Source organism: Brevibacillus centrosporus, from assembly GCF_003710815.1.
Classification (GTDB): domain Bacteria; phylum Bacillota; class Bacilli; order Brevibacillales; family Brevibacillaceae; genus Brevibacillus; species Brevibacillus centrosporus.
In genome coordinates this window covers 216,908-240,280 of the sequence record NZ_RHHP01000002.1, presented here as the reverse complement: position 1 = coordinate 240,280, position 23,373 = coordinate 216,908, and the positions used below count along the sequence as shown (strand labels likewise).

General features: G+C 51.9%; 27 protein-coding genes. 21 read left to right on the top strand and 6 right to left on the bottom strand.

Going from position 1 to position 23,373, the window contains the following annotated elements; all coding sequences use genetic code 11:
* Nucleotides 1-11 precede the first annotated feature (11 nt).
* Complete coding sequence (locus tag EDM55_RS04405) at nucleotides 12-365, bottom strand: VOC family protein (RefSeq protein WP_122959715.1); 354 nt, start codon at nucleotides 363-365, stop codon at nucleotides 12-14.
* A 118-nt stretch (nucleotides 366-483) separates the two neighbouring features.
* Here EDM55_RS04405 and EDM55_RS04400 point away from each other — a divergent pair, with 118 nt between their 5' ends.
* Entirely contained in the window at nucleotides 484-798 is a 315-nt protein-coding gene (locus EDM55_RS04400) for a GNAT family N-acetyltransferase (RefSeq protein WP_122959701.1), read from the top strand.
* An 81-nt stretch (nucleotides 799-879) separates the two neighbouring features.
* Here the strand turns inward: EDM55_RS04400 and EDM55_RS04395 are convergent, their stop codons facing one another.
* Nucleotides 880-2,013 carry a M24 family metallopeptidase gene (locus tag EDM55_RS04395; RefSeq protein ID WP_092274154.1) on the bottom strand — a complete coding sequence of 378 codons (1,134 nt, stop codon included), beginning with the start codon at nucleotides 2,011-2,013 and terminating at the stop codon, nucleotides 880-882.
* A 37-nt stretch (nucleotides 2,014-2,050) separates the two neighbouring features.
* On the bottom strand, nucleotides 2,051-2,536 hold the full coding sequence (locus EDM55_RS04390) for an MFS transporter (RefSeq protein ID WP_141296069.1): 486 nt from the start codon (nucleotides 2,534-2,536) through the stop codon (nucleotides 2,051-2,053).
* Between the two features lie 178 nt (nucleotides 2,537-2,714).
* Between EDM55_RS04390 and EDM55_RS04385 the strand changes: the two genes are divergently transcribed.
* The 3 genes from EDM55_RS04385 (at nucleotide 2,715) to cysK (ending at nucleotide 6,000) form a co-directional block, all read left to right on the top strand.
* Nucleotides 2,715-3,599, top strand: a complete 885-nt coding sequence (locus tag EDM55_RS04385; RefSeq protein WP_246071123.1) for a LysR substrate-binding domain-containing protein — start codon at nucleotides 2,715-2,717, stop codon at nucleotides 3,597-3,599.
* A 149-nt stretch (nucleotides 3,600-3,748) separates the two neighbouring features.
* The gene (locus EDM55_RS04380; RefSeq protein ID WP_122959699.1) at nucleotides 3,749-4,789 is read left to right on the top strand and encodes a hypothetical protein; all 1,041 of its coding nucleotides are present in this window, start codon (nucleotides 3,749-3,751) and stop codon (nucleotides 4,787-4,789) included.
* Nucleotides 4,790-5,085: 296 nt separating this feature from the next.
* A complete protein-coding gene (gene cysK / locus EDM55_RS04375; RefSeq protein ID WP_122959698.1) occupies nucleotides 5,086-6,000 on the top strand; it encodes a cysteine synthase A in 915 nt (304 codons plus the stop codon).
* A 68-nt stretch (nucleotides 6,001-6,068) separates the two neighbouring features.
* On the opposite strand, the gene EDM55_RS04370 is transcribed toward cysK, so the two are convergent.
* On the bottom strand, nucleotides 6,069-7,271 hold the full coding sequence (locus tag EDM55_RS04370) for an amidohydrolase (protein ID WP_122959697.1): 1,203 nt from the start codon (nucleotides 7,269-7,271) through the stop codon (nucleotides 6,069-6,071).
* A 264-nt stretch (nucleotides 7,272-7,535) separates the two neighbouring features.
* Between EDM55_RS04370 and EDM55_RS04365 the strand changes: the two genes are divergently transcribed.
* The 17 genes from EDM55_RS04365 to EDM55_RS30160 all read left to right on the top strand — a co-directional run bounded on the left by EDM55_RS04365 (nucleotide 7,536) and on the right by EDM55_RS30160 (nucleotide 22,663).
* Entirely contained in the window at nucleotides 7,536-9,515 is a 1,980-nt protein-coding gene (locus EDM55_RS04365; RefSeq protein WP_122959696.1) for a BglG family transcription antiterminator, read from the top strand.
* Nucleotides 9,445-10,596, top strand: coding sequence for an amidohydrolase/deacetylase family metallohydrolase (locus EDM55_RS04360; RefSeq protein WP_122959695.1), 1,152 nt, complete (start codon nucleotides 9,445-9,447; stop codon nucleotides 10,594-10,596). Before EDM55_RS04365 ends, EDM55_RS04360 begins: the two co-directional genes overlap by 71 nt.
* The gene (locus EDM55_RS04355; RefSeq protein WP_092274133.1) at nucleotides 10,587-10,961 is read left to right on the top strand and encodes a hypothetical protein; all 375 of its coding nucleotides are present in this window, start codon (nucleotides 10,587-10,589) and stop codon (nucleotides 10,959-10,961) included. The genes EDM55_RS04360 and EDM55_RS04355 overlap by 10 nt, the downstream gene beginning before the upstream one ends.
* A 30-nt stretch (nucleotides 10,962-10,991) precedes the next feature.
* Nucleotides 10,992-11,354, top strand: coding sequence for an SFCGS family glycine-rich protein (locus EDM55_RS04350; RefSeq protein WP_092274130.1), 363 nt, complete (start codon nucleotides 10,992-10,994; stop codon nucleotides 11,352-11,354).
* 3 nt (nucleotides 11,355-11,357) lie between these two features.
* Complete coding sequence (locus tag EDM55_RS04345; RefSeq protein ID WP_092274127.1) at nucleotides 11,358-11,696, top strand: DUF4312 family protein; 339 nt, start codon at nucleotides 11,358-11,360, stop codon at nucleotides 11,694-11,696.
* Nucleotides 11,697-11,717: 21 nt separating this feature from the next.
* The gene (locus EDM55_RS04340) at nucleotides 11,718-12,506 is read left to right on the top strand and encodes a DUF4311 domain-containing protein (RefSeq protein WP_092274124.1); all 789 of its coding nucleotides are present in this window, start codon (nucleotides 11,718-11,720) and stop codon (nucleotides 12,504-12,506) included.
* Nucleotides 12,506-13,156 carry a DUF4310 family protein gene (locus tag EDM55_RS04335; protein ID WP_122959694.1) on the top strand — a complete coding sequence of 217 codons (651 nt, stop codon included), beginning with the start codon at nucleotides 12,506-12,508 and terminating at the stop codon, nucleotides 13,154-13,156. Before EDM55_RS04340 ends, EDM55_RS04335 begins: the two co-directional genes overlap by 1 nt.
* Nucleotides 13,157-13,185: 29 nt before the next feature.
* The gene (locus EDM55_RS04330; protein ID WP_122959693.1) at nucleotides 13,186-14,301 is read left to right on the top strand and encodes a DgaE family pyridoxal phosphate-dependent ammonia lyase; all 1,116 of its coding nucleotides are present in this window, start codon (nucleotides 13,186-13,188) and stop codon (nucleotides 14,299-14,301) included.
* A 5-nt stretch (nucleotides 14,302-14,306) separates the two neighbouring features.
* Nucleotides 14,307-15,026, top strand: a complete 720-nt coding sequence (locus EDM55_RS04325) for a KDGP aldolase (protein WP_122959692.1) — start codon at nucleotides 14,307-14,309, stop codon at nucleotides 15,024-15,026.
* 23 nt (nucleotides 15,027-15,049) lie between these two features.
* On the top strand, nucleotides 15,050-15,307 hold the full coding sequence (locus EDM55_RS04320; protein ID WP_092274113.1) for an HPr family phosphocarrier protein: 258 nt from the start codon (nucleotides 15,050-15,052) through the stop codon (nucleotides 15,305-15,307).
* An 840-nt stretch (nucleotides 15,308-16,147) separates the two neighbouring features.
* A complete protein-coding gene (locus EDM55_RS30730) occupies nucleotides 16,148-16,321 on the top strand; it encodes an ATP-binding protein (RefSeq protein WP_246071124.1) in 174 nt (57 codons plus the stop codon).
* A 252-nt stretch (nucleotides 16,322-16,573) separates the two neighbouring features.
* Nucleotides 16,574-18,829, top strand: coding sequence for an immune inhibitor A domain-containing protein (locus tag EDM55_RS04310; RefSeq protein ID WP_122959691.1), 2,256 nt, complete (start codon nucleotides 16,574-16,576; stop codon nucleotides 18,827-18,829).
* Nucleotides 18,830-19,057: 228 nt separating this feature from the next.
* Entirely contained in the window at nucleotides 19,058-19,888 is an 831-nt protein-coding gene (locus EDM55_RS04305; RefSeq protein ID WP_122959690.1) for an electron transfer flavoprotein subunit beta/FixA family protein, read from the top strand.
* Nucleotides 19,885-20,916, top strand: a complete 1,032-nt coding sequence (locus EDM55_RS04300; protein WP_092274105.1) for an electron transfer flavoprotein subunit alpha/FixB family protein — start codon at nucleotides 19,885-19,887, stop codon at nucleotides 20,914-20,916. The genes EDM55_RS04305 and EDM55_RS04300 overlap by 4 nt, the downstream gene beginning before the upstream one ends.
* Nucleotides 20,900-22,195 (top strand): FAD-dependent oxidoreductase, encoded by a 1,296-nt coding sequence (locus EDM55_RS04295; protein ID WP_092274102.1) that lies wholly within the window; start codon nucleotides 20,900-20,902, stop codon nucleotides 22,193-22,195. Before EDM55_RS04300 ends, EDM55_RS04295 begins: the two co-directional genes overlap by 17 nt.
* The gene (locus EDM55_RS04290) at nucleotides 22,195-22,491 is read left to right on the top strand and encodes a ferredoxin family protein (protein WP_092274099.1); all 297 of its coding nucleotides are present in this window, start codon (nucleotides 22,195-22,197) and stop codon (nucleotides 22,489-22,491) included. Before EDM55_RS04295 ends, EDM55_RS04290 begins: the two co-directional genes overlap by 1 nt.
* A gap of 16 nt (nucleotides 22,492-22,507) precedes the next feature.
* Nucleotides 22,508-22,663: a hypothetical protein gene (locus tag EDM55_RS30160; RefSeq protein WP_170184507.1), complete on the top strand. Its 156-nt coding sequence runs from the start codon at nucleotides 22,508-22,510 to the stop codon at nucleotides 22,661-22,663.
* 66 nt (nucleotides 22,664-22,729) lie between these two features.
* On the opposite strand, the gene EDM55_RS04285 is transcribed toward EDM55_RS30160, so the two are convergent.
* Together EDM55_RS04285 and EDM55_RS04280 are read right to left on the bottom strand one after the other, a co-directional pair.
* Nucleotides 22,730-23,119: a M67 family metallopeptidase gene (locus EDM55_RS04285; RefSeq protein ID WP_258957840.1), complete on the bottom strand. Its 390-nt coding sequence runs from the start codon at nucleotides 23,117-23,119 to the stop codon at nucleotides 22,730-22,732.
* A gap of 22 nt (nucleotides 23,120-23,141) precedes the next feature.
* The gene (locus tag EDM55_RS04280; protein WP_092274093.1) at nucleotides 23,142-23,354 is read right to left on the bottom strand and encodes a hypothetical protein; all 213 of its coding nucleotides are present in this window, start codon (nucleotides 23,352-23,354) and stop codon (nucleotides 23,142-23,144) included.
* Nucleotides 23,355-23,373 lie beyond the last annotated feature (19 nt).

Below are 23,373 nucleotides of genomic sequence, written 5' to 3'. Positions count from 1 at the left end.
TGGTTTTTGCTTTAGTATTCGCACACTTCTAAGCGGTTTCCATCGAGATCATAGAAAACAAAGTATTTCGCTCCCCACTCGGCGAACGCTTCGACCTTTACCTGATGGGAAACCAAGTGCTGATAGGCTGCTTCTGCACTGGGTGCGTAAAAGTTGAAGGCGCAATGTCTGGGAGTAAATTCGTTCTCATCGCTGGTCAGGAACAAGGTGATGGACGTATCGGAGAAGGTCACACTTTGGTACTCTCCTTTCTCGCTTCGCCAGCCAGGAGTACCCCCCAGCACCGTGACGTACCAATCCAGTGCACGATCGACATCTCGGGTGGGGACAAAAACGGTATCAATGCGTTTGAAAAAAGCAGACATGGCTGCAGCTCCTTTTCGTGACGGATTTTCATCAAAGGATTCTTTCACATGGAAGCTTCTGTTAAAGTGAGAGAAATCCTTTCTAGCAAGTAAAAATCGAGAAAAAAGAAGCAATCAGCTGATCGGCTTTTTTTGTTTTGGGAAGAACGCACAGGTGCCAGCGGGTTTCGCGGCGGGCTTGTACGAGGGGGAAAATGTGTGTGATATTGGGCTTGGGATGAAGCCAGAGCTTACGGGACTTGGACTTGGGGCTGCTTTCATGAAGCGAGGAATGGAGTTTGCTGTAAAGCACTATGCACCGAGTCAGCTGAGATTGAGTATAGCTGCTTTTAACAAGCGAGCGATCCGTTTGTACGAAAAGATGGGCTTTCAGGAAGTAGGATCCTTTCCAAGCAAAGAGACTGTTTTTTTGGTCATGAACGTAGAGCTCTAGAAATGCGGAAAGACCTCCCGACGGCAGCCAATGAGCAGTCGGGAGGTTATTTGTATGTTCGTAGGCAGGAGAAAAGCAGTCCTACAAAATCATGCTTTCCAAGTCGCTTGCCACATTGGTAACAAGCTCATAGCCATCCTTCGTGATGATGACGGTGTCGGAGTGGCGAAATCCACCCAATCCGGGAACATAAAATCCCGGCTCAACGGTAAAGACCATCCCCTCCTGCAAGAGGGCCGTCTCATCAAAACGGAAAAAGGGAGGCTCATGAATATCCAGTCCCATGCTGTGCCCTGTTCGGTGAATCGCATAATCGCCAAAGCCTGCTTTTTGAATGACAGCGCGAGCAGCGAGGTCAACGTCACACATAGGTACTCCTGCCTTGATTGTGGCAAAGGCAGCCTGCTGAGCGGCTAGCATGACGGAAAAAGCTTCTTTTTGACTGTCGCTGGCTTCCCAGGAAAAGCAGGTTCGTTCACACTCCGCGATATAGCCGTTTAGCACAACGTGGTGAGTGTGTATCAAGATGTCTCCTTTCTCCAGCCTGCGCGTATTGGAGTATACGTGAGGCATGACCGTACGCACTACTCCAGATGGGGTCATTGCATTTACGGCTGCAATGGTATTCGGGTAAAGACGAGAGACCTCTTCGAGAGCGGCTCGATGTCCCTGCTGATCAATCTCAAGCTCAGTGACGCCGGGGGCTACTGCTTCTAGAGATGCGCGAACAGCCAGGCTGACCATTTTTCCTGCGGAACGTAAAAGATCTAATTCTTCGGCATCTTTTACGACGCGTGCACCCAGGAGATCATCCGAAACATCGACCAGCTCCCAGCCTGCCTCTATCAAGGCTTTTTCTACCTTCATGGAAACGGCGTTGAACTCGACGCCTAATTTTCCACCAGGCACGCTTGCCTGCAAGTATGACAGGAGGGAGGTGACAGGGTTCGTTCCTTGGTGTGCCTGCTCGGGATGCTCGTAATACACGATGACACGATCCACCTGGGCAACGTGACGAGCGTGTTCTTCCTCTAGACCAGGCACGATAAAAGCGCTTTCCTTTTGGGAGAGAACATAAAAGAGCGGACGGGAATACGTGATGGCTTTATAGCCACTTACATAATGCTGGCTGGTAGGAGAAGATAGCACGATGGCCGTAAGTTGGTGCTTGTTCATTAGTTGTTGCATCATTTCCAGACGTTTTGGATGTGACATGATTGTCCTCCTATACTATCGATTTATCGTACAGTGATCAGGAATAGGGTGTCGCTGCAAAAAGCTTCTTGGTCTTGCCAAGGAACAGTCCCATGACGAGTGAAACGAGATTTCCCACAATTAAATAAGCAAAAGCGATCTCATAAGACCCATGAAAGGCTTGGATCAGGGCTCCCATGATAGCTGGCGTTAGGAAAGGAGGCGTAGACCCTGCGTCCAGCAAGTTGATCTTCCTGACATTCATGAGGTAGGAGGAAACCCAACTGCGCGAGGATAACGCCGAGGATCCCCATAGAGAGATACGTGTTTCGCCACCGGATCTGGGTAATGAAATTTGCATGAGCGTATAGCCCAAGTAAAAAATACTCAAGACAATGCCCAGAGATGCGGCGTCCATGTGCAGTTCTTCCCCAATGGGAACGATTGCAATGTTGATGAACATACGATCCATGGAAGAAACGAACCAGCCTAGGAAAAGGAGTGTAATCGTGAAGCCATTTTGCTGGAATGATCGAATCGTCAAAAACATCCCCCCTCGTTTCGATATCTCATCCTTCATGCAGATCAGCTATTACTGAATTTGAAATTCAGCTTGCCTGATGAGGGATATTCCTAGTATAAAAAGGTATCAGCAATTGCGGAAATATTTGAAAAAAACTATAATGATACCTTAAAAGTATAAGAGGGTGGGAGAGCTTCCTGTGGAACTCAGACATATCCGTTATTTTCTGGCATTAGCCGAGGAGCTGAATTTCAGTCGTGCAGCAGAGCGACTGCATATCGCTCAACCGCCGCTCAGCAGGCAGATTCAGCAACTGGAGGACGAGGTGGGTGTTCCTTTGTTCTACCGTAACAAGCGTCGGGTGGAATTGACGAATGCGGGTAAAGCGTTTTTGGAAAAAGCGTATGTGATGATCGATCTGGTAGAGGATGCATGCGATACGGCACGAATGGCGGCTAGGGCGGAACACGGAAAGCTCATTATTGGATTTACAGGCACGGCTGAAAATCTTTTGCCTCTCCTATCCGACTATCGAAGGAGGTACCCAGATGTCAGTCTGAACCTCCAGCTGATGGGGACTACTGCGCAAGTCGCAGCACTTCAAGAAAAACGAATCGATGTCGGAATTCTCACTCCGCCGGTTACCAATGAAGAAATACTAGTAACGAAGTTCCAGAACCCTCCATTGGGAGTGGTCTTACCCGAAAATCATCCGTTGGCAGAAAGAGGTGGACCTATCGCCATAGCTGAGCTTGCGGAAGAATCCTTCGTGATTACACCGCGCTCGATCGGGCAAGGCTTTTATGATTCCGTGACCAGGATTTGCCATGATGCTGGATTTTCTCCCAAAATCACAGTGGAGACCCATGATATGCCGACTGTTTTTGCCCTCGTATCTGCCGGCATGGGGATATCCCTGACGCCTTTCATACGGACTCGGGTGAGTGGTGTGGTGTTTCGAGAGCTGGCCGAACGGGCTGTGGCTACAGAAGGTGGAATTGCGTATAGGAAGGGCGAGAAGTCGGAGGTCCTGCATTCCTTTTTGGAGATGTTTTGGGAGTTTATTTCCAATCGTGCCGTTTAGTCTTTTTATCTGCCAAGCCTCGACGCGATTATTTGGCCTTTCGACTTATAGGGTTTCTCCCTGTCGATCATGTATGATGGTGATATGGTACCATTTGGCAAGCGAATCAGTCCGGATGGGGGAGAAAGAGGAGGGTAAGGAGTCACAGTATGGGCAAGAGAAAGAATAGAGTGTTCATCGTAATCGCACTGATCGTGCTGGCGGCAGCCGGATTTGCGGGGAGTCGGCTGCTTGGCGGTGTTTCCGTTGCGGAAGGCTATGTGCATGAGGAAGAGAACCGCATTATCTTCGCCAAGGTGGTCATACCGTATGCTGATCAAACAAGGGTAGAGGTCGTAGACAACTTCGTTGAGACGCAGGACAGCATACCGGTTCTGAAGAGCGAAACCTACAATTACACGGGAACGATGGACGGCGAAAAGCTGACGCTTCAATCACAGTCCGGTGGGGCCATGGAGGCGACGGTAAGTGCCGGTGAATTGGTCTTCCAAAGTCCTCTTCAAGAAGGGGGACAAGTACCAGCAAAGCTTTTAGCGAGCACGCCGGTGCAGTACCAAAAGCAGCTGGAGACGATGACAAATCGGATCAATGAGCAGGCTGAGGTGAAGAAAAAGGAAGTCGCCGAAAAACAGGCAAAAGAGAAAGAGAGAGTCGAGTTCGCCAAAAAGGTAGAGAAGACCGATAGACTTGCTGCCGATTTGGTGGAAAATGCGCAGTATTTGACCGATTTGCAGTTTCCAGATGAAGCAGCCGTGTACCAGAGCCATGTAAGCGAGCTGCAAGGGCTGCTGGATGAAATCAAGCTCTATGCGGGCCAGCCTGCTTTGCAGATGACAGAGTATGAGGTCATGAAAGAAACGGCAGGAGCGATGAAGGTTCTCGTAGACGGCATGAGCTCCATGAATGACAGCATTCAAGACAAGAAGAAGCGCATGGCTGATATCACGGGTGTGCTGGAAACCGATCTGACGGATATAAAGGCAACATGGGAGGAAATCAAAGCGAAGGCACCCAAGCCGGAAGTACGTCAGAAAGCGGTAGATGCAGCAGTGAAGGCCGCACAGGAAGCGATAGAACAGGCGAAGAAACGAATTTCCTCGATCGAAGCAGAACGGGATACGGCATCTCAAAAGGCGGACAAGCTGTATGGAGAAGCCAATGCCTTCCTAAGCAAGGTGAAACCGAAATAATAGAAGCAACAAAAGCATGATCGAGGACAAAACGATACGGTGGCATCGGCCTATTTCAGCAGCTGGTTCGGCTCGGTCGCAGCCGCCCTGCATTACGCGATATCCATTTACCAAGCCGCTCCAGACTTTTCGCTCTCGAACCTGGTCGAGCAGAGCTGATCCCTGAATCTGGCTTTACGGGGGCTTTCGGTTTGTTGGCGAGAGCTAAATCAAATGGGGTTTTCATATCGACTTACTTGTATTATCCTAAGGAAGACTAGAGATTCATATAGATCGAGTCTTTCGGGAGGTTCATGATGAGCGTCTATCAAAATATAACTGAATTGATCGGAAATACACCTCTCGTGCGTTTGAACCGGATCGTACCGGCAGGCGCAGCTGACATTTATGTCAAGCTGGAAATGCAGAATCCGTCGGGAAGCGTCAAGGACCGGGCAGCCTACAACCTGATCTTGACCGCGGAGCAGGCAGGGTTGATTCAGCCAGGTGATACCATCATCGAGCCAACCAGCGGCAATACGGGGATTGGCCTTGCGATGAACGCAGCGGCGAAAGGCTACAAAGCGATTTTGGTCATGCCGGACAATATGTCCAAGGAGCGAATCAACCTGCTGAAAGCCTACGGGGCACAGGTGGTATTGACCCCAAGCGAGCTGAGAATGCCAGGAGCTATTGCCAAAGCGGAGGAGCTGAGAAAGGAAATCCCGCGCAGCTTTATCCCCCAGCAGTTTGAGAACAGGGCGAATCCCGACATCCACCGTGTCACAACGGCGAAAGAAATCTACGAGCAGATGGATGGAAAGCTCGATGCATTCGTGGCGACTGCAGGTACGGGCGGGACGATTACCGGGACAGGGGAAGCATTGCGCGAAAAGCTGCCGGAGCTGTACATCGCTGTGGTCGAACCAAAAGGATCTCCCGTTTTGTCGGGAGGAAAACCAGGTCCGCACAAGCTGGTCGGTACCAGCCCAGGCTTCGTGCCGAAAATCCTCAACACCGACATTTACGACGAGATTATTCAAATCGCGGATGAGGACGCTTTGCAGACGATGAAGGCTCTGGGTGCCAAAGAGGGAATCCTCGTCGGACCTTCCTCGGGTGCATCGGTCTTTGCTGCCATTGAGGTTGCCAAACGTCTGGGAGCGGGCAAAAAGGTAGTTTGCATTGCACCGGATACCGGCGAGCGCTACCTGAGCATGAATTTTTTCTAAAAGGAAATCAGGTAAAATAAAGAGGGCAGGGAGCCGAAGCTCCACTGCCCTTCTTTACTTCGCACGCACTATTTCGTGACAACTGCTTCCTGATGACGTTCCTGATAGGAGAGCAGCGCACCGATGAACAGCTGACCGGTTTGCAGCATGGAGCGCTCATCCACATCGAATTTTGGATGGTGATGCGGGTACATCGCCTGGATGTCAGGGTTGCGTCCGCCTGTCATGAAGAAGGTAGCCGGACGTTCTTTCGCAAAGTACGAGAAGTCTTCTCCACCCATCCCCGGAGGCATCCGGTAGAAGCCTTCCTCGCCAAACAGTCGCTTCGCTTCTTCCTCGACGAAGGCCGTTTCGACTGGATCATTCCAGGTCGCTGGATAGCCGCGCTGGTATTTGATCTCGCATTTCGCACCGACTGCCTGGCAGTTTGCCTCGACGATTCGGATGAGCGAGGCTTCGACCGCATCGCGCACTTGCTCATCGTAGGTACGCACGGTCCCTTTCAGGCGAACCTGGTCAGGGATAACGTTGAACGCCTCTCCTCCTCCGATGAAGGAGCAGACGGAGAGCACGACTTGCTTGAGCGGATCCACTTGACGGCTGGCTACCTGCTGCAGATTCATAACGATCTGGCTGCCGAGGACGATCGGGTCAATGGAGGTATGTGGATAGGCACCGTGACCGCCTTTTCCATAAAGTACGATCTCGAATCCATCCGCAGCTGCCGTCACAAAACCGGTTCCGATTCCCACTTGTCCAAGAGGCAGATCAGAGGCGACGTGCGCACCGTACACGACATCGACGCCTTCGAGGCACCCGGCTTCTACCATGGCTTTCGCACCGCCAGGAGGAAGCTCTTCGGCAAACTGATGCAGGAAGACGACGTTTCCTGGCAGCTCGTCACGGAATTCGCTGAGGACTTGAGCGACGCCCAAAAGCCCTGCCGTATGAATGTCATGGCCGCAAGCGTGCATCACGCCAGGAATGCGAGACTTGTATTCTACTTCTTTTTCATCCTGGATGGGCAGGGCGTCAAAATCGGCACGCAGCGCAACGGTTTTTCCTGGCTTACCGCCACGCAGCAGCCCCACAACACCCATGCCGCCTACACCGGTTTTTACTTCGATGCCAAATGACTCTAGCTTGGCCGCTACTTTTCTCGCTGTGTTTTCCTCTTGAAAAGAAAGCTCCGGGTACATGTGCAGATCACGTCTGAATTGGACGAGCTCCGGATAAATCTCCTGCAATCGGGCAAAAAGCTTTTCACGCACGCTACCCACTCCTTTGTCTGAAAGGGATTTATGTAACCAATCTCTATCATTATAGAAATATTCAGAAACCATTGGCAATCCCTATTTTCTGCGCAATCCATCTATGAAAACGGCAAAGGGGAGAAAATGCTGTCGAATGAAACTGATAATTACAAAAATTGCACGATTGATGGGGAAAGGAATCGTTCTTTACCGCTGCGAAAGCGTTTTCTATAATGAGTCTCAAGCAAGGACAGGATGCATTTGGGCGGAAAGGAGAACGGAATGGTCTTTTTAACAGCACGCTCCCACGCGTTACTGAAAGTCATACTCGACAGCTCCTATCCGCTGAAAATCAAGGATATCGCTCGCGATTTTCAGGTAAGTGAACGAACCGTCAAATACGATCTGGAGAACGTCAGACAATGGCTAAAAGAGCGAAATGTCACTCTCCATTCCCAACCGAATAAAGGGCTGTGGATCAGCGAGGATCAAGAGCGAAGAGGGACTTTGCGCGAGATGCTGCTGGGAGAGGAGAGCAAAACCCTCATCCTGCATCAAAAAGATCGCGTAAAGCTGTTGACCTTTATCCTGCTTCTGGCGGAAGGGTATTTGCGGATGAACGATCTGGCTGATCACATGGCGGTCAGCAGAAACACGGTCGCGCTTGATATCAAGGAAGCGGAGAAGCTGCTCGACGGGTGGCGCCTGGAACTGGTAACGAAGCAACGCTACGGGATACGAGTGGACGGCAGTGAGCGGCAAAAGAGGTTTGCCCTTGAAAGTCTTATCCATGATTTGCTGGATGGAGCAGATATGTACCGGATCGTGCAAGGCTTATTGCCGGAGCACGGGCCGGATACCTGGACTGGCACCTTATTGGAGAAATGGTTGATCAGCCGAGAGGAGCTCGGAACAATCATCGGAAGCATCAAAGCGTGGATGAATGCTGCCGAGCAGAGCCTGCCAGACCGAACGCTGATCAGCCTGCTTATTCGCCTGTGCATCTTGGTCCATCGCGTACAGCGAGGCCAGCTGGTGCTGGAGGACGATGCCGAGACAGACGAAGTGCAGCAGTGGCAGGGCTACGATCGATTTTCCAGTGAAGTCATGGCCTTGTGTCATCGCCTGGCTGTCCACATACCGAAGCAAGAGCTTGCCTACGCGTGCTTGCCTTTGCTTGAGATGCCCTTCCGGCGTACGGTACTGGACGTATATCAGGCGGGGAAAGAGCTGACTCATGCCGTCAGCAGCCGGATGCAAGCTCCGTTGTACGATGATCAGGAGCTGGGCAGACTGCTGTTCGCCCATCTGGACGACAGTCTGAACCGCTATCGCCAGGGTGTGCTTTTTGCCAATCCGCTCTCGGATGAGATTCGACGGACGTACTCCCGCATGTTTGATGCTGTGAAACGCTCGTGTGAAGAAGTGTTTTGGCATCGCGGAGTCTATTTGCTCGATGCAGATATCGCCTACCTCGTGCTTCATTTTCAGGCAGGCTACGATCGGTGGCTCGAACAGAAAAAAGCGGATGCGCTCGTGGTTTGCGGGACAGGACGCGGCTCCTCGCGATTTTTGAAAGCGTACTTGGAAAACGAGCTGCGCTCCCTGCGAGTCGTAGGGCTTTGTTCCAGCACAGAAGTGGATAAGTACCTAGCGAGCCGTCGAGTGGATGTCATCATCAGCGTGCTTCCGGTAAAGGCAGAGGTTCCAGTTGTCGTCGTCAGCCCATTGCCGACTCGCCAGGACATCAGCCAAATCCAGCGGTGTCTGGAGAGACTGCTTCCGGAAATGGCCGACAAGCCAAAGGCGGCATCCATTAGACAAGATGCCTGGATTCCCAGTCTCGTTTCCGATCTGAACCCCAAAGATTTGCCTGTGGTGGAAAGACTGTCCCAGGATGTCATCTGCAAGGGCTACGAGATTAGCCACCGTATCGTGGAAGCTTTTCGGGACTATTTGACCGAGCAGAAGGCAAGCGGGCTTACCCTGCACCTGCTGCTCATGGTCAATCGACTTGTCTTTGGCTCTCCGTATCAGGAGGAATGGGAATCTGTGGGTGATGCCGAGTCGAGTGAATGGAAGCGCTGGCGTGAGCAGCTAAATGAGCTCCTGGCAGAGGCGGACCTTCATGTCCCTCCGAGCGAAGTGACAGCCATTCTGCGCTATTTTTCAGGAAAGGGGACTTCAGAGAGTGAAAGTGGATCTGCTGGTACAGGGTGGGCGAGTCATCGATCCCTCCCAGAGCCTGAACGGGCTTTATGATCTTGCTATACGGGAAGGCAGAGTTGTGGGCTTGTATGAAAAGCAGCAGGCAGGGGAAAAACAGCCCCTTCCCTACCCAATCGAAGCAAACGAGACAATCAACGCGGAAGGCTGCCTGGTCACGCCTGGTCTGATCGACCTTCATGCGCATGTGTTCCCGACGCAAACCTTCCTCGGTGTGGAAGCTGATCGGGTAGGAGTGGAGCAGGGAGTCACTACTGTCGTCGACGCAGGGAGCACAGGGATAGGGGCCTTTGATGCTTTTCTCGAAGAAGCCGTACGTCCTTCTGTCACACGAATTCTCGCATTTCTGAATATATCCGGCGACGGCTTGTGCAAAGGGGGAGGAGAGCTAGGGGATATGTCCCGCCTGACTCCACGCGAGGCTGCCGCGCTCATCCGCGAGCAGCCGCTCCTTCGGGGAATCAAGGCCCGCATGAGCAGCTCGGTAGTCAAGCACAATGGCATTCGACCCTTGCATGTAGCCAAGGAGGCGGCGAGGGAGGCCGGTGTCCCCATGATGGTTCATATTGGCAACGCTCCACCCAGACTGGCGGAAGTTCTGGCATTGCTGGATCGAGGGGATGTGGTCACGCATGCTTTTCACGGAAAAGCGGGGGGGATGTTTGACGAGGGAGGGGAGCTGATTGCGGAGGCGCAGGATGCACTGGATCGCGGTGTTTTGTTCGACATCGGGCATGGGGAGTCCAGCTTCAGCTTTCGCACATTACGTCTCGCGCAGGAAAAAGGAGTCGCCCCTCATGTGATCAGCACAGACGTGCATCGGCGAAATTTGGATGGTCCCGTGCACAGCCTGACGCATACGCTCACCAAGTTTCTCGCAAATGGCTATCCGCTCGAAGCGATCGTCGCCGCGTGCACCAGCGCACCAGCGCGCATCCTCGGAATGGAAAACGAGATCGGGACACTGAAGCCAGGGGCCTGTGCAGACGTTACGATCCTGCAACTGCGAAAAGAGCCGACACGATTAACGGATTGTGAAAAGGAAACCATCGAGACAAGTGAACGACTGGTAGCTCATCAAGTGATTACTTCAGGAAAGGTACTGACATGCAAATGATGGATGACATCCTCAAAGAGTTGACAGAATCAAAATCAGAAAATATATCTGAAATTTCTGAATGTAAGGCGATTCTTCAAAGGATCGAAGGAGAAACCCTGCGAGTGGGCATCTGCATTCCAAAAGACAGGTGGCTAGCCATCGGTGCTCATGTTCTCGGGTTTGTACGCCGCATGAAAAACAAGGAAAGGCTGCCCGTAATTGAAGCGGAGCTGTTCGCAGAAATCCATCCGGACATGGTCGCGCTCTCACGCCGGGTACTGGTATCTGTGGGCGAAGCCTGGCAAGTGGATGAAACAGAAGCCTTTTTACTTGCTGTACATTTTGAGGCCATTCGTGTCATGCAGACAGATCCATCGCAGTGAAAACGGCTAGGAAAGAGAGGGTGTCTACACATGTCCAAAGTAAAGATCGTGATTGGGGATCGTCTGGGAAAAGGGCAAAACATTGCCAGAGGTATTGAAGCCGCTGGCGGGACGGCCATCATTATACCAGGTGTTGGAGCAGATATGAAGGTAGGGGACGTGATGGTACGGGAGGGAGCAGACCTCGGGCTGTCGTTTTGCGGGAGCGGAGGGGCAGGAGCGCTCACAGCCAAGACCAAGTACGGCTTTCCTGTCGAGTACGGACTGCGTTCAATCGATGCGGGTATCACCGCCTTGCGCAGCGGTAAAAAAGTGATTGGCTTTGGCTTTATGGACACCGAGGAGCTGGGCAGGCGCATGGTGGAAGAATTCGTCAAGCTGGGAGGGAGGTAGCGCATGTATAAGGAAACGACACAGACCTTGCGATTATCCGGAAGCGCCGATACGAAAGAAGGGGCCTTCAACAAGATATTTTCCCAGATCAAGCACGTGGTGGCGAGACAGACAAACGATTTGGTCGTGCGGATCGAACCGATTGGTCTAGAGGTGATTTCGGCCACGGAGACCGTTCGCCAGGAGCGGCTGTTCGGCTTGTTCTTCCCACGGAAACGGACGCGATATGACATCACAGTCGATATGCAGGTGAGGCTCGGCGTCGTGCAAGTAGAAAACATTTCGTTTCATCAGCAGACCGAGCAGACTGCAGATGCCTGGCAGCTCGTTCGTCAGCGATAGAAACAAACAGGGGGAAGGTTCATGGTAACTTTGATGATCATTTTGAAGTCCATCGTCATCGGAGCGTTGGTCGGCTTCGGTGTTGGGGCAGGGGCGGCGAGGATGTTTCATGCGCCCAATGTCCAGGGGATGGGGGCGTTCCGGACATTCGGTGAGCTTAATGCGTGTGCGGGCGATCCGATATCCCACTTTTCGTTCGGACTGGGCTTTTTGTTCAACTCCTGGGCATCCGTCGTTGGTGCCGGTGCTTTGACACAGGATGTGGACCATCGTGTCATTCCGAACTGGGCGGCGGCAATCCTGCTGTGGAAAAACAAGAATGTCGAAGAGACTTTGCACAATCCAAAGCGGATGGCGATCGCAGGAGCGGCTGTAGGGGTAGTTGTGGTGACTCTCCTGAATTCCACGGCGACGGCGATTCCCGAATCGATGCAGCTCGTGGCGACAAAAGTGCTGGTGCCAGCCGCGAACTGGCTGATCAATCCGATCATGCCGATCGTATTCTGGATGGCGGCTATGGATGCGGGCAAGCGGACAGGGATATGGGGAACTGTCCTGGGCGGTATGTCGCATCTGGTCATGGGCAACGCTGTTCCGGGGATCGTTTTGGGGATCTTGATCGGAAAAGGCTTGGACGACAGCGGCTGGAACAAAATCACGAAGACGATGCTGGTTGCCGTGATCCTGCTGTTTGTACTGAGCGGTTTCTTCCGTGCCTTTGATGTCGCCCTCCTGAAGAGCATGCATGTAGAAATTCCTGACTGGCTGGTACAGCTTCACGAAACGTTTGGATCGGCGGTGAAAAAGTAATGGGTGAACTTACAGCAAAAGGATTTTGGTATTCCGAATGGGCGTTTCCTCTCTTTGTCGCGTGCTTGGCTTCAGGAATTTTTGCCGGTACTCATCTCTACTACGTGTATCATATCGGGGCTTTCAATGATATCGCGATCGTCGCGATGCTGGAAGCAGGGATCAAGGGAGGAGGATACGGCGCAGCTGCTGCGTTCGGAGCAAGCTTCCTGTTCGCGCGAATTTTAGAGGGGCCGTTGGTCGGGATTCTTGACATCGGGGGCTCCCTGCAGACGGGGATCGGGATCGGCGTTCCTGCCCTTATGCTGGGTGCAGGCTTTACGGCTCCCCTGACTTCCTTCCCATTGGCGTTGGTGACAGGGGCATTGCTCGGCTTCGTCATTGGTTCCATCATCATTTTGATTCGCAAGTATACGATCAATGCGGCCAACTCCACATTTGGTGCGGATGTCATGATGGGAGCGGGAAATGCTGCGGGACGTTATCTGGGACCTCTGATCGTGATTTCGGCGATCATGGCTTCCATTCCCGTAGGACTGGGTGCGACGGCGGGAGCGGCGATTTTCTACTATTACAATAAACCGATTGCGGGTGGAGCGATTATCGGTGCGATGATCCTCGGCGCGATTTTCCCCATACCGACACAATGAGTACGATCAACGGGAAGGATGGACACCGAATGGGCATTTATCAAAAGCTGGGACTAAAGCAGGTGATCAATGCGAGCGGGAAAATGACGGCGCTGGGTGCAAGTGCCGTCGCTCCTTCTGTCGCACAAGCGATGGGCGATGCCGCCATGGATTATGTAGAAATGAGTGAGCTGATGCTCGCGGCTGGCCAGCACATCGCAGCGGCTACTGGGGCGGAGGATGGTTGTCCGACCTCGGGGGCAGCGGCGGGTATCGCCATCAGTGTAGCAGCGGTGATCACGGGCACGCATTTGAGCTTGATCGAAAAACTGCCTTGCTCGGAAGGCTTGAAAAACAAGATCGTGATCCAAAAAGGACACGCCGTCCATTTCGGTGCGCCGGTTCAGCAAATGATTGCACTGGGCGGTGGCAGAGCAGTAGAAGCTGGAAGTGCCAATCATGTTGAGGAAGCTCATCTGCGCGAGGCCATCGATGAACAGACGGCAGCACTGATCTACGTCAAGTCCCATCATGCCATCCAAAAGGGGATGCAGTCGCTTGAGACGATGATCCGGATAGGCCGCGAGCAAGGGATACCTGTCATTGTCGACGCTGCAGCGGAGGAGGATCTGCGAGGTTATCTAGTCAAGGGAGCGGATCTGGTCATTTACAGTGGAGGAAAGGCGATCGGCGGGCCGACCTCTGGATTTATTGCAGGTCGAGCGCCTTTGATTGCAGCCTGCCGCGCTCAGTATAAAGGGATTGGCCGGGCAATGAAGGTCGGGAAAGAGGCGATCGTAGGCCTACTGACAGCTTTGCAGCAGTACGACCCGGAGAATCAGGACGCATCATGGCAGCGCACACGGGTAGAGTGGCTGGCAGGGGAGCTGGGCAGCATCGCTGGCGTGACAGCAAACATCGTCCAGGACGAAGCAGGCAGAGCTATCTACCGCGTGCAGGTACGCATGGACGAACAAGTGACGGGGAGGACAGCACAGGAGCTGGTTCGCTTGCTGGAGCAGGGCGACCCGGCCATATTCACGCGCAACCACGCTATTAATACAGGCGTGTTCGCCTTTGATCCTCGGCCGTTTCATGCAGGGCAGGAGAAAATCATTGCCGCTCGGATGAAAGAGCTGCTGGAAAAACGAAAAGAAGGAGAGTAGTCCGCGTGCGCACAACAAACATACGCTTGAATGTACTGGCAAAGGATGTAGAAAACGCAATGCAGATCAATACCTTGGCAAAGGGCCGCGTGTTGATCGGAGTGATGGTCAAAGGATTTGCCACCGTCGAAGCGGCCGTTCGAGCCGTCCAGCAATACCAGCAAGGGGGGATACCCGTTTCAGTAGGATTAGGAGCAGGCGATCCAGCTCAATGGAAAAAAGTAGCGCAGGTGGCAATCCAAACAAGTCCCGATCATGTCAACCAGGTCTTTCCCGCAGCAGGCTATACGCTGGGCGCCTTGCAGGCAATCGGCAACAGCCATACGCTTGTGAATGCATTGATCACCCCAAGCAACCAGGCAGGAAAAGTGCAAGTGACTACGGGACCTGTAAGTGAAAAGGTGGGGGAAGTGCTCTCCTGCGAGGCAGCTGCGGCCATGCTGGCAGAAATCGGGGTGCATTCGGTCAAATTTTATCCGGTAAACGGAATGGAGAAGCTGGATGAGATCAAAGCAATGGCGAGAGCTGCCGTCCGTTTCGGAATTCCCGTTTTTGAACCGACAGGGGGAATCGATGCCACCTCGATCCGTCCGATTGTCGAGGTCTGCTTGGAAGCAGGCGTCCAGCAGGTCATCCCTCATATCTACACCTCGATCGTGGATAAAACAACAGGTCTGACCCGGCTTGAGCAGGTAGAAGAGCTGCTGGCTGCCGTAGACAAATAATGATCAAGTAAGGAGTGATTCAAGTGAATGAAAGACAGGTGACCGTTCAGCTGTCGCAAGGATTGCATGCTCGCCCTGCTACATTGTTTGTGAAGCTGGCGGCGTCCTTTTCCAGTGAAATCGGAGTAAAAAAAGAAGACAAGCACGTAAATGGGAAAAGCATCATCGGAGTCATGTCACTGGCGGTCGCAAAGGGGCATACGGTTACCTTGACGGCAGAAGGCGCAGATGCAAGGCTGGCTTTGGATGCACTGGAGCAGGTGTTGATTTCCGAGGCCTAACTGGACATTTCCATTTCCGATAGACTAGAATGGAAACCGTGCCGACTACAAAAAGAAAGGCAATGGTTTCAAGGACATGGTTACTGCCTATTTGAAAAACTATCGGATTCTGCTCATCATGCTCATCTCGGCTGTACTTTTCTTCGTAATGACATGTGTGAGTATCGCCGCTTCTTACTTCAATACGATTCAATCCGTCCGCCTTTCGATTGCCAACCAGAGCATGAAGGCGGCTTCTTTTGTCGCGAGCCAGCTGGATACGCGGGCCTACCAAGCCTTTCTCGAGAACCCGGTAAAAGAAAATCCGGCATATAAGCAGCTGGAGAAAGAGCTGGCAAAGGCGAGAGAGCAGTTTGGAGCGCTATTTTTATACATCTCAAAGATTGATGCGGATCAGCAAGGGGGGCGTGTCATGATTGCTTCCCTTCCTCCAGACTCGGATTACACGATGCAAATCGGAGAGCCCTGCTATATTAACGCAGAGCAAATCCAGATGATCGTGAGCGGTCAAACTTACTACTCCGATGTTATTTCGGATCCAATACACGGCAAATACCTATCGGCAGGGGCACCTCTCTTGGGGGAAAGCGGCCAGCTTCTAGGAATTGTAGGGGTGGATATGGATGTGCTGTCTGTTGATGGAATCGGCAGCGATGTTGTTCGAAGAAGCGTCCCCCTCTTCCTCTTCCAAGGACTGTTTGTCGCTGTGCTCGTATTCGTCATTCTTGGGCTGCAGCGTTGGTATCAGCGGGAACTGAAAGCGGCTGTTGGGGATGCAGAGAGGACATATCAAGACGAGCTGCGATCGAGAATTCTGGCCCCGAAATACTGCGAGAACAAATGGACAAGCTTTTCGACTTTGGGTATTCGACGAAGCACTCCGTCGGAGGAAGGGCGCGTGGAGCGGGTCTGTGTATTGTGCAGTCGGTGGTGAAGAAGCACGGTGGTAGGATTGAGGCCGTGTCAAGCGAGGGTGTGACAAAATTCACGGTGCATTCGCCGCTTCGTTTATGATGCTACCATCATGAATATGCTAGTTCGATCGGATGGATATTTCGAGCTTTTACGACTTTTTTCGAGGGAATCAAGCTAGGACTATCGGAGGGTTTCCTTTTTGTGGAATAAACTCTTTTGATCAAACATGATATATTTGTCGAATAATTAAAATTGGTAAAAAACGGTCTGCGTGTCATAATTGACTTGTGTCGGAACTGGGGGGTAATCGGTTTTCCGGCCAATCACGAGAGATAGAAGAGGGTGAACGCAGTGAAGAGTGGCAAGAAGTTTTTATCCATCTTATTTTCTTCTTCCTTGGTTTTCAGCAGCTTTGTAGCGTTTCCGGCAGTAGGTATGGCCAAGTCAAAGGACAAGCCCCCGCTTGAAATGGACTTGGCAACGGTCAACATGGATAAGTTGATTCAAGCGTTGGTGGAGCAAGGGGAGATCGACGAGGACGCAGATCCAGAGGAAATCGACAAGGCGGTCGAGAAGTTTCTGCGCAGCAAAAAAGTTCCACATGGGATCGATGAGTCCAGCTCCTTCGGAAAAAAAGCGAGCAAGTCTCAGCTGGCAGCCGTTTCAAAAGCAGCCAATAAAGTTACCAAGGTGAAGGATGACAATCAAGTACGAGCTTCCAGAGGGGTACATACGGATAATCTAGTAATTGCACTCGTAGAGTTCTCTGACCTGGAACATAACAGTTTGGAGAAGAAGAGCGACACCTTGTGGACAAAGGATTTCAACCCAGAGCATTACGAGAAGATGCTCTTTGACCGCAAAGGCTATGAAACACCTGAAGGCACGAAAATGACGACAATGGCGAAATACTATTACGAACAGTCCGGAAATACCTGGACTGTTGATGGAGTCGTAACGCCATGGCTTACTGCAGAGAATGACAAGGAATACTACGGTGCCAATGACAAGAACGGTAACGATGCGCGCCCTCGCGAACTGGTGATTGAGACGCTGGAATCAGTAGGGGATGCAATCGCTGGACATGAAGACGATTACGACCAGCGTGATCCATACGATTTGGACGAAGATGGCGATCTGATGGAACCGGACGGCATGCTGGACAACCTGATGCTCGTTCACTCCGGGATCGGGGAAGAAACCTTGGAAGATGAGGATGCTATTTGGTCCCATCGCTGGACGTTGGAAGAGCCAATTAAAATTCCTGGTACTGACTTGAAAGCGTATGATTATATGATTCAGCCCGAAAATGGAGCACCAGGTGTTTTCGCGCATGAATATGGCCACAATTTGGGACTGCCAGACCTTTACGACACGTCTCGAGCTGGCCTTGATTCTCCGGTAGGGGTATGGTCATTGATGTCTTCTGGCAGCCATACAGGCGAAGTGTTCCAAACCCAGCCAACCGGCTTCGATCCTTGGTCCAAATTAATGCTGCAGGAGATGTACGGCGGCAGATGGATTCAACCGGAAGTTCTTAACTACCAGGATCTTAAGAAGCGCAGTAAAACTTTGTCGCTCATCGATGGAAGCAGTATTGACAAAGGTGGAAAAGTGATCAAGCTGAACATGCCACAGGTTGAGAAGCTGCCACCCATCCAGCCGAAAGATGGAGACTATTCCTATTTTTCTGATGAAGGGGATAACCTGAACACAAAAATGACGTCTGAAGTCATTGACTTGACAGGGGCAAGCGATGCTTCCATGAGTTTTGATTCCTGGAGATCGATTGAAACGGGCTATGACTACCTCTATGTGAACGTTATTGACGCTGACACAGGTGAGAGCGAAAGAATCGAGTCATACGACGACGAAACCAAGGGTTGGGATAAAGAAGAAATCAGCCTGAAAGATTTCGTCGGTAAAAAGATTCAGGTCGAATTCAATTACGTAACAGACGGCGGTTTGGCAATGTCCGGCTTCTATCTGGACAACTTTGAAGTCGAAGCAGACGGAGAGGTTGTGTTCGATGACGATGCGGATGGCGACAAGAAGTTTGACTTGGATGGCTTCCTCCACTTCGATGGAAAAGGCAAAATGTACGATGCCTATTACTTGGTGGAGCTACGCTCCCATGAAGGAGTAGATATCGGCCTGAAATATTTCCGCCGTAGCGATACGTTCCTGACGTATGATCCAGGTATGGTTATCTGGTACTATGATGGCCGCTATGGCAAAACGCAAGACAACAATACGAGCAACCATCCAGGCTACGGTATGCTGGGTGTAGTCGATTCCCATCAAAAACTCCACTATTGGAATAACGATGAGGGAAATAAAGATGCAATCGCAGAATCCCGTTACCAATTGAACGATGCGGCATTCAGCCCAGAGAAAACATCTCCTGTGAATCTGGATTACAAGCTCGGTACGATGGATTACAAGTCGGAAAAAGGCGTTACCGAATTTAAAGACAGCAATGACTATTCGATGCCAAAGGCGCCGGAAATAGGGAAAATCTTGCCAAAGATCGGTCTGCAAATCAAGCTGTTGAGCGTGAGCAAGAAGTTTACGAATGCTCGTGTGCAGTTCTCGATCAAAAAATAAGAATAGGCGTGATCGTCATAGAAAGAGGATGCATACCCAGAATGAGGGTATCGTGTCCTCTTTTTTCATTCTCTTGTTCGTGCCTTCGATTGCCCGTGTAACTGGTCTAAGCCTCCCTATTCTGAAATAGGTTATAACAATGAACGACAAGCTGCCCGTAGCTTCGCGCGCGAAGGAGACAACCAGTGGTACAAGTATACGCGGCTGGGCAGCAAGGAGGGATAGAACATGCTGCACATCGTCGCTTGTATTAAGCAAGTGCCGGATACGAAAATCATCAAGATGAATCCCAAGACCAACACGATGGATCGGGCGAGCGCACCTGCGATCCTCAACCCCTATGACGCTCATGCGGTTGAAGAGGCGGTAAGGCTGAAGCAGCGTTATGGCGGTGTCGTTTCGGTCGTTACGATGGGGCCGCCACCAGCAGTCAAGGCTATTCGGAAATGCATCGAAATCGGCGCGGATGCCGGGTATCTGGTGACAGACAGGGCTTTTGCCGGAGCAGATACGCTGGCGACGAGCTACGCCATTACCAAGGCAATTGAGAAGATTTCGGAAACGCAGCCGGTAGACTTGGTGATTTGTGGAAAAATGACCATCGATGGCGATACCGGGCAGGTAGGTCCAGGCATTGCGAGAAGGCTCGACATGCCCCCTTTGACGAGTGTCAAAAAGGTAGTGGAAGTAAACAAAGCAGAAGGCTACTGTATTGTTCACCGCAAATTAGAGGATGGCTACGAAGTGATCCAATCCTCGCTGCCCTGCCTGTTCTCTGTAGAAAAGGAGATCAATGAGGTGCCGTATTCACCTTTGCCCAACATGCTGCGGGCAGCGCGTTACGATCCTGTCATTTGGGCTGTGAACGACTTGGGGGATATCGATCGCACCCTGCTAGGACTGAAAGGCTCGCCAACCATCGTAGCCAAGGTATGGCCGCCCGAAAAGCCAAAAGGCGGCGAGATGCTGGAAGGAACAGCCCAAGAACAGGTTTCGCGGCTCATGGAGATTTTACAGGAGAAACAACGGTTGTTCCGGGTTAAGGAGGGGCAGGCATGAATATCGAGGAATACTGCGGCATCTGGGTGTACTTGGAGGTGAATGACGGTAAGATCGCGCCGGTTTCCTTGGAGCTTTTGGGTGCTGGACGCCAAATGGCAGACAAAAGGGGAGTGCCGCTCGCAGGTCTTTTGATCGGAGAGAAGGTGAAGGAGCTGGCAAAAACGGTCTTTCCGTATGGGGCAGACCAGGTTTATGTATACGACGACCCGATCTTTCACGATTATCGAACGGAGTCTTACATGCGTGCAGTCATCGAGTGTGTGAACAAACACAAGCCGGAAATCATTCTGTACGGGGCGACCTCTACGGGAAAAGATCTGGCGAGCGCGGTAGCCACGGATCTGGAGACTGGACTGACAGCGGATACGACGATGCTCGATGTGAACGCAGAAACGGGCCTTCTGGAAGCGAGCCGTCCGGCATTTGGCGGCAATATCATGGCGACGATCTTGTGCAAAAAGCATCGACCGCAAATGGCAACGGTCCGGCCCAAGGTCATGAAAGCGCTGGAGCCGAACGCGGATCGAACGGGAGAAGTCATCGAAGAAACGATTACCCTGCGTGAGGAAGACATTCGCACAAAAGTACTCAAGATCGTGCGCGAAACGAAAGAAAAGGTCCGACTGGACGAAGCCGACGTGATTGTCGCAGGCGGGAAAGGCATGGGAAGCAAAGAGGGCTTTGCGCTAATTCACCGCTTTGCCGAAAAGATCGGGGCGACGGTCGGGGCAAGCCGGGATGCCGTTGAGGCTGGCTGGATTGATCACGAGCATCAGGTCGGGCAAACGGGCGTGACGGTCACCCCCAAAGTATATTTCGCGATCGGCATTTCAGGGGCGATTCAACATCTGGTCGGAATGCGCAATTCCGGTCTGATTATCGCCATTAACAAAGACCCCAATGCGCTTATTTTTCAATCGTGCCACTACGGTATCGTGGGTGATGCCTTTGAAATTGTACCGATATTAATGGAAGCGTTTCAAAAGGAGCCGGACAAGGAGGTTCAATATGGCGGAAAAGTTTGATGTCATTGTGGTGGGAGCAGGTCCGGCGGGAACGGCTTGTGCATATACACTGGCGAAAAAAGGCGTGAATGTCCTGTTGATGGAGCGGGGGGAGTATCCCGGCTCCAAAAACGTGATGGGCGGCGTCCTGTATCGGAAAACCATGGAGGACATCATACCTGGGTTCTACAAGGAAGCGCCTGTGGAGCGGCCGATCGTGGAGCAGCGCTTCATGATGCTGGACAAAGAATCCGCTCTTAATTTCAGCTACAAAGGGATGGAGTGGGCACAGGAGCCGTACAACAACTTCACTGTGCTGCGGGCGAAGTTTGATCAGTGGTTTGCCGACAAGGCCGTGCAGGAGGGAGCGCTGCTGCTCAATGAGACGGTGGCACTCGAATGTATCGTAGAAAACGGAAAGGTCGTCGGAATCCGAACCGACCGCCCCGATGGGGATGTGTACGCGGATGTCATCGTCCTGGCAGACGGTGTCAATTCGCTGCTTGCCAAATCGCTGGGCTTCCATAAAGAGTTCCGTCCGGATGAGGTTGCGCTGGCCGTCATGGAGGTACTCAAGCTGGATCGGAAAATTATCGAGGACCGCTTCAATTTGGAAGGGGATCATGGCTGTACCATTGAGATTTTTGGGGACTCGACGAAGGGAATTCTCGGGACGGCCTGGCTGTATACGAACAAAGACAGCTTGAACATCGGGGTAGGCACGATGCTCTCCGGTCTAATCAAGAACAAGATCAAACCGTATGAGCTGCTGGATTATGTCAAAAACCACCCAATGATTCGACCATATATACAAGGAAGTGAACAGCAGGAATACTTGGCACACTTGATTCCAGAGGGCGGCTACCGCTCGATGCCAAAGGTTGTCGGAAACGGGGTCATCGTCGTGGGAGACGCGGCTCAGCTGGTCAATGCGATCCACCGGGAAGGCTCCAATATGGCTATGGCTTCCGGAGTGATGGCGGCAGAAACCATCATGCAAGCGCGCGAAGCCGGCGATTTTTCAGAGCGAATGCTCGATTCCTATCGGACGAATCTTTTGAACAGCTTTGTCGGGCAGGATCTGAAAAAATACAAGGATGCTACTCATCACTTTGAGAAGTTCCCGCAGTACTTTGAACAGTATATTCCGATGATGAACAAGGCAGCGAGCCAAATGTTTACCATAGACGGCACTTCCAAATGGACCAAGCAGAAGAAGATCTGGAGCGAACTCGGGACAGCCAAGGATAAATGGAAAATGGCTCGCGATCTGATGAATGCATGGAGGGTGATGAAGTGATGGCGAACATACCCAAAGGCCAGTCGATCGAGGAGAAGCAGTATTTGGTTCGGTTTAAGGCCGATACACAGTCCCATCTCCACGTGCTCAGTGCAGATGTCTGTGCTACCCAATGCCCGGATAAGCTTTGTACAATCTTTTGCCCAGCGGAAGTCTACAAATGGGAAGAGGTGCGGATGCATGTGGGATACGAAGGGTGCCACGAATGCGGAAGCTGCCGGATCGGTTGTCCCTATGAAAACATCAAGTGGGAATACCCAAAAGGTGGTCACGGAATCATCTTTAGACTCGGTTAATAGGCGGGGAAGCACGATGATACAAGAGGGCGACAAAGTAGTATTTCTGAAGGATGGGGTTCGCGGGATAGTCATCCGTGTCGAAGCAGATCGTTGCCACGTCTTGTGGGAGGATGAGTTTGTCAGTTGGGAAAAGATCGAGCTTTTGCGTCTGGAGCCGAACGATTCATGAAAATTTTCCGATAGCAAAAACAAAGAACAGCGGGGCCGAGGGCACCCGCTGTTTCTTTTTCAAAACCTAGCACCTAAGTTCTACGCGCAGAGGCAGTGCTCGTGACCCGACGATCCGGTAACAGCCGATATTTGGCTGTTTGGAGGCGAGTGAGACGATCAGATAGGCTGCTTCCGGATAGTAGGCATACGCGATATCCTCAGGGGATGGCAAGGGAGGAGCCGTAGGATGGGAATGATAGATCCCTACTAGAGCTTCCCCCTTTAACGCCATTTTCTGCAGTGCTTTTTGTATATGACGAGAGTCCATGGAAAAGGCAACCGGACTCTTTTCGATGTTTTCCATTCTCCAGATGGTTTCTGCACAACCGTTTCGTCCCGAAAGCAAACCGCAGGCTTCGAAAGGGCGCTCCTCCATACAGTGTCGGATCATTTCGTTCCAGACCGAATGGGACACCAAGAAAGGTGGCGTGGAGGACTCAGGCTTGCCAACGCCTGCCGCAGCAGCCCCCGGTTGTTTTCGATTGAACGTGAGGCTTGACGTTGTGAACAGGGCCTGTTTTGGGCAATGGAGTCATAGGTCTAGGCGCTTGAACTTGCCCTCTAGCTGCTTGCTGCTGCTGGAGTTGAGCTTGACGGACAGCCATTTGCTGGCGTTGTTGATGGTATGCGCGTAGTTGTTCAGGTGTCATGGTATTTCCCTCCCTTTCT